Here is a 792-nt window from a genome sequence, read left to right as displayed (position 1 = left end):
GGAGCGGGCGGGGCCGCGCGGGCGCGCTCGGCGGGCGGGGCCGCGGGGGCGGCGGCCGCGGTGGCGGCCGCAGCCGCGGCGGTCGCGCCGGTCGAGGGGGCCTCCGGGGAGGGAGCCGTCGCGGCCTCGGTGGTCGGGGCCTCGGTGACGGGCGCCTCGGGAGCAGCGGTCCCCGGCGCAGCGGTGACGGGGGCCGGGGCGGTGGGGGCCGCGGTGGCGGATGCGGCCGGGATGCCCTCCGGCGGGGTGGCGGTGTCCGGGGTGCGGACTGCGGGGATGCCGTCCGGCGGGGTGCGCGCCTCGGTCGCGGTGCCGCCCGTGGGCAGGCCGCGCGGCGGCGTGCGGACGTCGTCGGCGGTGCCGGTGAGCTCGTCGCCCGGGGGGCGCTCCAGGGTGCGGGGCTCCTCGGTCGCCGGCTCGGTGTCGGTGGGCCGGGCGATCGGGGTCGCGCCCGACGGCACCGGGAGGTCCTTCGCGGGCGCCGCGCCGTCGGTGGGCGCAGGGGGCGCACCCGGTGCGGTCGGTGCGGCGGTTCCGGCGGCCGTGTCCGGCGCGGCGGTCTCGGTCGCCTCCTGCTGGGCCTCGTCGGGTTCGGTCGGTGCCGCAGTCGCCCCGGCCGTCGGCGCCTCCCGCTCCGGCGTCTTCTCCGGCGTCTTCTCCGGGGTCTTCTCGGGCGCCTTCTCCGGCGCCGGGGCCGCCGACGCCGCGGCCGCAGCCCCTCCGGCGAGCGCGGCGGCCCCGGCGGCCGCCGCGCCGACCCGGCGGCGCGGCTCCGGCTCCCTCTCCCGCGGC

The 792-nt window shown here is 84.1% G+C and carries 1 pseudogene; it reads right to left on the bottom strand.

Annotated features, from left to right (window positions below):
• Positions 1-792: pseudogene (locus ABD990_RS34150) on the bottom strand (hypothetical protein); the annotation flags it as partial.

This window comes from Pseudonocardia yuanmonensis, assembly GCF_039542425.1.
Taxonomy (GTDB): Bacteria; Actinomycetota; Actinomycetes; order Mycobacteriales; family Pseudonocardiaceae; genus Pseudonocardia; species Pseudonocardia yuanmonensis.
The sequence above is the reverse complement of the archived record's forward strand: the minus strand, read 5'-3'. Positions and strand labels throughout refer to the sequence as shown.